Consider the following 9,539-nt stretch of genomic DNA (forward strand, 5'->3'; position numbering starts at 1 on the left):
AAAGTAGATGTGTCTATTCTATCATTCCTGAAATTTGTTTTGCTCAGCTGGCTCTGTTTTGTGTCAAAAAAAGCCTCTCTTTCTTTATATATCAGAATTTCAGTTGTTATCATTGTTATACAATAAACGACAAACGGGATAATTATAAAGTACGGAATATATTCTACATTTCCGTTAAAGCTGAAATTACTTAAAGCCAGAATTAGCAAATAAAGGAAAAACACGATGTATGAAGCTTTCTGTATTGTTCTATATTTCTTATACCTTTCCATAATCAGTGGCATTTAATATGTTACAAACTATAAGAAATTGTATTTTCTTAATGATCAAACGAGAAGTATATTCATACGCAATCCTTTCTTTAGAATCGTTTTTAATTTAGGTTAAGAGTAAATATAAGATTTAAAATGCAGATTTACAAATATTTTATAGAGTATTCACAGTATGTCATACCCCCAAACAAAAAGGCTTGTAATGAATTTTCACTACAAGCCTTTGCTATTCTGTTAATGTTTGCTTATTCTACTCCTTGTATTCTGAACGAATAACCTAGGTTCTGATTAGCCGGAATCATGTATTGCGGCAGTGGCAGAGGTCCGCAACTTGCGTTACCTAGACCCTGTTGTATACAATCCAGACTTAAATAAACTTCGGGTTTGCGGATCTCATCCAATTTGAAATCATGCACGGCTTCCCACAACGCCTGATCGGTGAAGTGCAGTGCACTAAATCCTAACCTGTCTTTCGATTGTATTTTAATCCCTTTCTTATTTTGGTCTGTGATGGTAACCCATCTTACATCTTCCCTATTACCCATGCTTTGTGATCTCACATAGTGCTCTTGCTCCATTCCTTTTGCGGTGGTCTGATATTGCCCTATGTATGCAGAAAGTTTTCTGTCCCAATAGTTTTCGTGAGGGCCACGTCCATAATAACGAACATTTTCCATTCCCTCTGGCAATACGACTTGCAAGCCCAAGCGGTGAACAAATGAACCTGCAGAAGGAGACGTGAAATTCGCATCTACATCAATTGTTCCATCTCCGTAGATCGTATACTTTACAGTATATGGAATTCGCACTTCTTTCGGGCTTTTTATTGTAGCCGTAGTGGCAGACAGAATAGTTACAGATTTTTTGTCCGGCGACAGTTGATAACTGAACATCGGTTTGTCATTCTCTGTGGTATAATAGTTCTGATCGGTGTATTTGTCGTTATTCACACTACGATACCAGTTCAGGTTAAATCCGCTTTGGTTGTGTATCATTTCCTTTCCTCCATATTGAAGAGAAGTCATTATACCTGTTTGTGAGTTGAATGCAGTCTTGAAATTACGTCCGCCTATTACAAGGTTATCGCCTTGTGTGCTCACTTGCACGTCACTCATAGATGATGTGTCAACCGAAGAGATCGGCTGTCTGCCGTTCAGGGCAAACTGTGCTGATGCCATTTCATAGCCTGCTTTTTCCCAATTCGTATCGTTCTTTAGCGTGAAATATATATTCAATAGATACTCGCTTCCTGCATCCATATTTTTATTATATGGCACAGTGATTATTGTTTTTTGATTCGGTGCTAAGTCTATCGAAGGTATTGTTCCCGATTCGGATTTAACACCATCTTTAAGAACTTCCCATTTTATATTAAACTCATTCAGATTGGTAAAGTCATACTTATTTTCAATCTCAATTTTGCCTGTATTCAACGATAGTTCACGGAATTTGATGTATTGATATATTTTCTTTATCTCCAGTAGTTTTGCTGTAACTCTACGATCGGGAGTTGTTAATCCATTACATACAAAATCAAAGTCATTTGGCTTGTCTCCAAAATCACCTCCTAGGTAATATTGATTGTCAGGTTTTCCGTACATGTTCAATCCCTGATCTACCCAGTCCCAAACGCATCCACCTATCATACGTTGCGATTTGTTTTCTATATAATCCCAATATTCGGCGATATTGCCCGGTGCATTCCCCATCGAGTGAACATATTCGCACAAGAAGTAAGGTTTGTCAGTATCTCTTTGGTCAAAGGCAGCCATACGTGCCAAATCGGGATACATGTGAGAGTCTATATCGGCTGCTTCATTCTTGCCTTCGTAGTGAACGGGGCGTGATGGATCGAGCAGCTTAGCTACTTTATACATCTCATCGAAGTTGTCTCCATTCCCCCCTTCATTGCCCAAAGACCAGAAGATCACCGAAGGATGGTTCTTGTCTCGTTGTATCACTCTTTCTATTCGGTCTTTATATGCCGGAATCCAACTAGGCATACCACTTATCGAATGATTGCCATGATTCTCGAGGTCAGCCTCATCCATTACATACAGTCCATAGTAGTCGTACAAGGCATACATCCTTGGGTCGTTAGGGTAGTGGCTCGTGCGTATTGTATTCAGATTATGTTGCTTCATCATTACGATGTCCTGTATCATCGATTCTACAGGCACAGCTTTTCCGAATTTAGGGTGAATGTCGTGCCTGTTTGTTCCTTTAAAGAAAACCTGTTCATTGTTGATATAAACACGTTTGTTCTTCATTTCTATTTTCCTGAATCCAAACTTCGAGGACATTGCTTCCAATACATTCCCGTTATTGTCTTTCAGGATAATGATTGCAGTATAAAGGTTCGGCTTTTCGGCAGACCATAGCGACGGGTTCGTAACACTTGCCTGTATATCATACTCCTGTTCTTGGTTTGCCTTCAATGATCCAACAGGTTGTGTGATGTTTGCTACCTCTTTGCCTTTGGTATCTAAAAGTGATACACCTAGAGTCGTCGCTTGAGATGCTTTTTTATCATAATTTTTTATCGAAGCTTTCACTTTGAAAAGTGCAGAGCTGTAATCATCACCTTTAAAATCTGACTGTAAGAAGTAGTCACGTACATGTACTTTAGGTGTTGCATATAAGTACACCGGACGATGAATTCCACTCAGGCGGAACATATCCTGATCTTCTATATAGCTTCCATCCGTCCAGCGATAAACTTCGGCTGCAATGGTGTTTGTGCCTGCTTTAACGTAACTTGTAATGTTAAATTCGGCAACATTGTTTGCGCCTTGGCTATAACCTACTTTTTTACCGTTGATCCATACATATATTCCACTATATACACCATCGAAGTGTAAGATGATTTCTTTGCCATCCCAATCTGCCGGAATAGAAAAATCACGGCGATACGATCCTACGGGGTTTACCTCTATCTCGTTGGTGTACCCTTTTTGCGGTTGTATAAATGGAGGATTATTCTTGAATGGATAAGTTATATTCGTATAGATGGGTGTTCCGTATCCGTGCATTTCCCAGTTGGAAGGCACAGGTATTTCTTTCCAAGACGAAACATCATAGTTTGTCTTGTAGAAATCTTTAGGGCGTTCCGAAGGTTTTTTTACCCAATTAAATTTCCAATCACCATTCAGCGATAAATATAAGGAGGATGACGGTTCTTCCCACGGTTTATCAAAGCTTTTATCTTTTTTAAGGCTTTCTACAGAAGGGAAGGGAATATAGGTTACATGTCCGGGTTCTTTGTTTATTGCAAAGATTGTTTCATTCTCCCAGTCGTTTTTACTTGGTTTTAACTTTTCCTCTTTAGGCGGTTTTATATTCGTAGGAACCAGCCTCCATGTTTGGGAAGAGTTTGGAAGTTGCGACAACTGTGTGCCGACAGCATCCTCTCCGGTGAAAGCCAGTGCCATTTGGCTTGCTTTATGAATGATGGCAAAAGCTCCTGTACCTGTTACATTCAATAGCCATTGCTGATTTACGTTCGATTTGTTGCTGTCCCACTGAATGATTGGATTCCCATTCCCTGTTGTCGTATTGTTGTTGTCAATACTTTTGTAAATAAAGGGGTTGGAGATCATGTAAGAACCGTTTGTCAACTTTTCTATTTTCCACACTTGCCCTTGGCTGCTCTTTTCATTTTTGGACAAATAAAGAGATGCTGCATTGTCGTGCACGTCTCTGTTATCTACTACAAAACCTGAAGGGCTAACAATCTTGTATAAGATGTTTGGGTTTATTTCCTGAGAGTAGAGTCTGGGGCATATTAACATACTCAGGAAAAAACAAAAATAAATAATTCGCATTCGCTTTAATTTTTTAATAAATTTCTGTTTTCTGATACTTTAAGGGTGTTTTTTCGAATGTTAAAGATAATATTTATATTCATAATAATACTAACTGTTGCCTTACATTCCCTGTATATTGTATATTCTATCGTCAGCTAATTATTTTTTTTGGGCAACTGTAGGAGCGATCCCTTGTGGTCGCCGGCAGACTAACGGGCAGGGACAAGCCACTGCTCCTACCTCTTTCGTGCTTATTCATCAGTTTTCTAAATAATTATCTATTATAAACAACTAATTATAACAGATATGGCAAAGTATACAGAAAGACTGGCAGAAAAGATTGTCTCGCTGATAGAAGAAGATACCTATTCGATCACAGAGATTTGCAAACGCTTGAAAATAACCCGCAAATCATTCTATGAATGGAGAGACAAGAAACCCGCGTTTAGAAAGGCAATTGAAGCAGCAATGGAAAGCAGGGATGAGGCGTTGGCAATTACTGCCCGCCGATCGTTAAGGAAAAAGCTGGAAGGCTATACCCTCACCGAAGTGCGAACGACCTATGTGCCTGACAAAGAGAATCCCGACAAACTAGTACTGAAAACCCGGGTAGTTAGGCAAAAAGAATATGCCCCCGACACACACGCTATCAGGCTGGTATTATCTCACAACGAAACAAAGGAAGAAGAGAACAAAGAGCACAGCCAACCCTTAACGATAATAGTGCAAGACCCGAAGACTAAGGATAGTTTGAATGAGCTGCGGGAAAAACTGATGAGTGGTGCATCGTGCGAAAAGAAAATAGAAAGGGAAGAGCTTATTTCTGAACCAACCGAAACGGTGTCTGATTCTGATAATTTGCAGGATGCACTGATTGAAGATGAGGACGAAACAGTAACCCAAGAGAAAGAAGAATCGGAATATGTATTTATCAGGGATTATTGCCTCCCTCCGCCCCATCTGTACCGAAAAGTGAAAAGGAGCGAAGTAAAAGAAGGTGACATAATACGACCGGACTGAAAAGTGTCACTTTTGTCACCTTTTTCTCAGACCACAGCGTAAAAAGAGCAATATAGCGTTTCTTCTAATGCAACAAATACGTGATTCTTTTTTTTTAATTAGTTAATAGAAAGATTGTAGCATGCTGGGGTAATCCCAAAAAGACGAATATAAATCCTTTTTAGTACTTATTAAAAGTTTACATTCGCTTATACTGAAAATTTCTCCTAATAAATGAATATCTTTGCATAAAATCGGGAAATAAAAACGACAACCTGTATGTCTAAAACAGCAGAAAGACCTAAATTTATATTGCTGAATGTCGGTTATTCGGAGCTAAATGCAAACTGGAACTGGAAGTCAGTGTATAGTCCTTTTGCCCGTATATATTATGTAACCGGCGGCAAAGCGATCACATACATCAACGGAGAGCCATTTTCTCTGAAACCGGATCATCTATATCTTGTTCCTCCGTTTACAATGCACGACAATGAGTGCGATAGCTTCTTTTCGCTTTACTATATTCACTTTTATGAAGAAACAGTGAGAAAGGAATCGATATTCGATCAATACGATTTTCCGATAGAAGTTAAATCCGACTCATTAGGCTTAATGTTGAACAAACGATTGCTTGAAATCAATCCGGGAAGGCATTTAAGGCATTATGATCCCAAACTGTATGATAACCCTCGTACATTTGATCAGTATGTGGCAGATAACAGCAAGATGTCGATACACTCGAGATACGAAACGCAAGGAATTTTGTATCAGCTTATATCCAGATTTTTCACATTAGCTAAAACAAAATCGGATAATAAGGACATACGCATTAGTAATACACTCCGATATATACACGAAAATACAGGCAAGGATATTACATTGGCCGAGCTTGCAAATGTAGCTTGTGTTTCCGAAGATCATTTGATTCGGGTATTTAAGAAAGAAATGAACTGCACACCCCTCAGATATGTGAACATGAAAAAGATAGAAAAGGCTCAACTACTTCTGCTTACTACCGATATGCCAATAAGGGATGTGGCGATGGAACTGTCTTTGGATAATATCTCTTATTTCAACAGGGTTTTTAAGCATCATATAGGAAAGACTCCGAGCGAATACAGAGAGACATATAACAATTTATAATCAAACGCTTGCCGATCGCTTTTATACTATATTGAGAAATATAGGTAATAGATAATATCGAATTTGTACTATTGGTTTATCGGAAAAGTAGAAGTGGGTGACACGCTAATTGTTTATTTTTGTATCTACCTCAGGTATATAAAAAGCTCATATTAATTAAATTGAGAATTGACCTTAATGTCTAAAATAAAAACAAAATGAAAAAGTATTTTTTATCCCTTGCTTTAATATTCGTTATGGCAAATTTGTCGGCACAATCGAAAGCCGTAAAACCCGATGTTAAGTGGTTTGAAGATGCCCGTTTTGGGATGTTCGTCCATTTTGGACCTTATAGCGTGCTAGGTGATGGCGAATGGGTGATGAACAACCGCCCGATAAAAACAAATGAATATAAGCGACTCCAAGATTTCTTTAATCCGCAGGAATTTAATGCAGCAGAGTGGGTTCAGATAGCTAAAGGCGCAGGGATGAAATATATTGCGTTTACCTCGCGTCATCATGATAGTTTCAGCAACTGGGATACCAAGCAGTCGGATTGGAACATAATGAATACCCCTTATGGCAAGGATATTGTTAGGCAGCTAGCTGATGAGTGCCATAAGCAAGGTATGAAGCTTGTATTATATTATTCGATTCTGGATTGGATGCGTTCCGACTATCAGTATGAGACAGGACGTACAGGAAAAGGATCGGGACGTACAGAAAAAAGTGATTGGAACAGCTATATTAATTTTATGAAAGCGCAGTTGACCGAGTTGTTAACGAACTATGGTCCAATAGCCGGTATCTGGTTTGATGGTCATTGGGATCAGACAGAACATGAGAATAGAACAGATCAGTCTACTTATGTTGATTGGCATTACCCTGAAATATATGAACTGATCCATCGCCTACAGCCAGAATGTTTGATCGCAAACAATCATCACTTACCTCCTTTTGAGGGTGAGAGCTATCAGATATTTGAGCGTGATGTGCCGGGCGAAAATAAAGGAGGGCTGAGTGGACAAGAGGTGTCTAAACTTCCGTTGGAAACATGTCAGACCATAAATGGATCTTGGGGATTTGATATTACTGATGATAAATATAAATCGACAAAGGAACTTTTGCATTTGCTTATCCGTACAGCCGGGACAGGTGCAAACCTGTTGTTGAATGTAGGTCCAATGCCGAATGGAAAGATTCAGACGGAATGTGTAGAAAGGCTTCAGCAAATGGGAGAATGGATGGATAAGTATGGATATACTATATATGGAACGAAGCAAGGTTTTACCCTCCCTCAATCGTGGGGAGCAATAACCAATAAGGGCAAGACCTATTATATTCACATTCTGGAGAAAGATACTCCGTCCATTACATTAAACATTCCTAACATAAAGTCGGCAAAATGGCTGAATGTAGACTCCAAGCTTGTTTGGAATAGAGATAAAAAGACCGGAGATGTAACATTTACAATCGATGGTAAGCTGGATGATATAAGTTCGATTATAGAAGTAGAGGTAAAATAACACGCTATAGCAAATACAAAAACGAGACTTGGATTTGTCGTTGCATCCAAGTCTCGTTATTATATAAGTCTATTGTTTCGTTTAGTGCAGTAATATTGCTTTCAGCTTTTTCCTCTTCTCGGGAGTCAGCTTCAATTCATGGAGCATGTAGTCTTCTACCGATCCCCGTTTCTCTCTGATGCAGGAGATACCATATTTCAAGTATGCTAAATCTGTTCTTGAAAGCATTGTGAAAGCTTCTTGCCGCGACTCTGAAAGGCTATCAGCATTTCTTACCAGCTTTGTGCGGTCGATCACCATATCTGAAGCCATATAGTCGTCTTCTATTATATCCATAGGTACATCGAGCGCTCTGAGCAGGAAGAATGTAGCCAGCCCCGACTGGTCTTTGCCTAAGTAGCAATGAAAAGCGATCGGGTAATTGTTTTCATCGCACAGGTAGTCGAAGAATTCTGCATACTGACTGGCGAAGTTATTGATCATATCCTTGTATGTATCCTGTGTATATATAATAGCGTCACCACGAAGAAACCGGCCTTCCATCACCTTTTGTGATATAGAGTTGTATCCATTATAAGCGATAGGGATACGGATGTTCTTGAAGGCTGTATATCTTTCTATATTCTTCTTCATTATATCCTCCGACCTGAGGTCGATGACGGTTTTTATTCCTAGACTGCTCATCTCTAAACTGTCGTGAGTAGTCATGCGGAAGAAGTTTCCCGAACGGAATATCTTACCCCATCGCACACGTTTGTTATCGTTTGTGATGTATCCGCCAATGTCTCTGAAGTTTTGAATGCTATCCATTTCAAAGAATCGGTTTGTAACAACCTCAGAGAGTACCCCTGCAACCTTTATGCGGAAATATTTTCGTTTTTCAACAGTGTCCGATTCATTCTTTATAACGGCAATGTAGTCATTCGAGTTGGTTATCAGTTTTGCATTTGAAGGAAAAGAGCTATCATTATCCGAAACGAATATTTCAACAGGTGTGTTGTCTACTTCGGGATACAACTCCCATTTCAGGATGTAATTTCCTTTACGATCCTGTTCACACATTACTGTCACCGTCGTTGGGTTAGGGGAGCAGTTGTATAAAAATAGTATGCTTATTAACGAACTTATTAGCTTAATCTTCATGAAAATAACTATTTATCACACTGTTGTATTTCAACAAAGATACATTAGTTGTAAATCCTTATCAACACTTTGTGTCTTTTTTGTAAACATTTATCTTTTTTTACATATTCTCTGTTTTAATCGGGCAGTTAGCAATATTTCAACTAATTCTGTATATTTGTCATGGTTTTATAAAAATCCTCTTTAGCATTTGCTATCATTATCAAGAAATGAAACTTTAAGGAATCAATGGATACGGCTATATTAAAGGCGCAAATAATACGTGATAAGTATACTAAAGCCGCAAGTTTCAGACTCGAAACTGAAGGTAATTGGTCCTTATACGCCGGCGATTCATTCGATAGTATAAACCATAAAGAGCCAATACTTATCGGTAATGGTAGTGGGATATATCCTTTGAATGTGAGCACATCCATTCGTATCTATTTTGAGCTGCATAACAATGGCGAAATTCTAAATATGTCTGAACGCCATCTTCCGATGGAAGGGTGTTATAATTTTCGGGACTTAGGCGGCTTCAAGACCAAAGACGGTAGATATACTAAATGGGGTAAATTGTTTCGTGCAGATGAATTGTCCAGCCTGACTGAGGGCGATGTCGCTTATTTGGCAAGTATTCCTATCATATCCGTTGTAGACTTTAGGGCACAAGCTGAAACCAAACGTTATCG

Annotated in this window: 6 protein-coding genes; 4 read left to right on the forward strand and 2 right to left on the reverse strand. The window is 38.9% G+C overall.

Annotated features, from left to right (window positions below; genetic code table 11):
• Window positions 1-517 precede the first annotated feature (517 nt).
• Complete coding sequence (locus LDB17_RS13405; RefSeq protein WP_252637757.1) at window positions 518-4,096, reverse strand: glycoside hydrolase family 2 TIM barrel-domain containing protein; 3,579 nt, start codon at window positions 4,094-4,096, stop codon at window positions 518-520.
• Between the two features lie 288 nt (window positions 4,097-4,384).
• On the opposite strand from LDB17_RS13405, the gene LDB17_RS13410 reads away from it, so the two are divergent.
• The 3 genes from LDB17_RS13410 (at window position 4,385) to LDB17_RS13420 (ending at window position 7,725) form a co-directional block, all read left to right on the forward strand.
• The gene (locus tag LDB17_RS13410; protein ID WP_252637756.1) at window positions 4,385-5,098 is read left to right on the forward strand and encodes a hypothetical protein; all 714 of its coding nucleotides are present in this window, start codon (window positions 4,385-4,387) and stop codon (window positions 5,096-5,098) included.
• A 258-nt stretch (window positions 5,099-5,356) separates the two neighbouring features.
• Complete coding sequence (locus LDB17_RS13415) at window positions 5,357-6,220, forward strand: AraC family transcriptional regulator (protein WP_252637755.1); 864 nt, start codon at window positions 5,357-5,359, stop codon at window positions 6,218-6,220.
• A 197-nt stretch (window positions 6,221-6,417) separates the two neighbouring features.
• Window positions 6,418-7,725: an alpha-L-fucosidase gene (locus LDB17_RS13420; protein WP_252637754.1), complete on the forward strand. Its 1,308-nt coding sequence runs from the start codon at window positions 6,418-6,420 to the stop codon at window positions 7,723-7,725.
• Window positions 7,726-7,806: 81 nt separating this feature from the next.
• Here the strand turns inward: LDB17_RS13420 and LDB17_RS13425 are convergent, their stop codons facing one another.
• Complete coding sequence (locus LDB17_RS13425; RefSeq protein ID WP_006841717.1) at window positions 7,807-8,868, reverse strand: tyrosine-protein phosphatase; 1,062 nt, start codon at window positions 8,866-8,868, stop codon at window positions 7,807-7,809.
• Window positions 8,869-9,096: 228 nt separating this feature from the next.
• Between LDB17_RS13425 and LDB17_RS13430 the strand changes: the two genes are divergently transcribed.
• Window positions 9,097-9,539: tyrosine-protein phosphatase (locus LDB17_RS13430; RefSeq protein WP_393925076.1), on the forward strand; the 443-nt coding region annotated here is incomplete at its 3' end.

The sequence above is a fragment of the Dysgonomonas sp. Shenzhen-Wh21 genome (assembly GCF_043392705.1).
Lineage (GTDB): Bacteria > Bacteroidota > Bacteroidia > Bacteroidales > Dysgonomonadaceae > Dysgonomonas.

Excerpts from the sequence above, each read along its gene's own strand:
- LDB17_RS13405 (WP_252637757.1), bottom strand. The coding sequence starts at position 4,096 with ATGCGAATTATTTATTTTTGTTTTTTCCTGAGTATGTTAATATGCCCC.
- LDB17_RS13410 (WP_252637756.1), top strand. The coding sequence starts at position 4,385 with ATGGCAAAGTATACAGAAAGACTGGCAGAAAAGATTGTCTCGCTGATA.
- LDB17_RS13415 (WP_252637755.1), top strand. The coding sequence starts at position 5,357 with ATGTCTAAAACAGCAGAAAGACCTAAATTTATATTGCTGAATGTCGGT.
- LDB17_RS13420 (WP_252637754.1), top strand. The coding sequence starts at position 6,418 with ATGAAAAAGTATTTTTTATCCCTTGCTTTAATATTCGTTATGGCAAAT.
- LDB17_RS13425 (WP_006841717.1), bottom strand. The coding sequence starts at position 8,868 with ATGAAGATTAAGCTAATAAGTTCGTTAATAAGCATACTATTTTTATAC.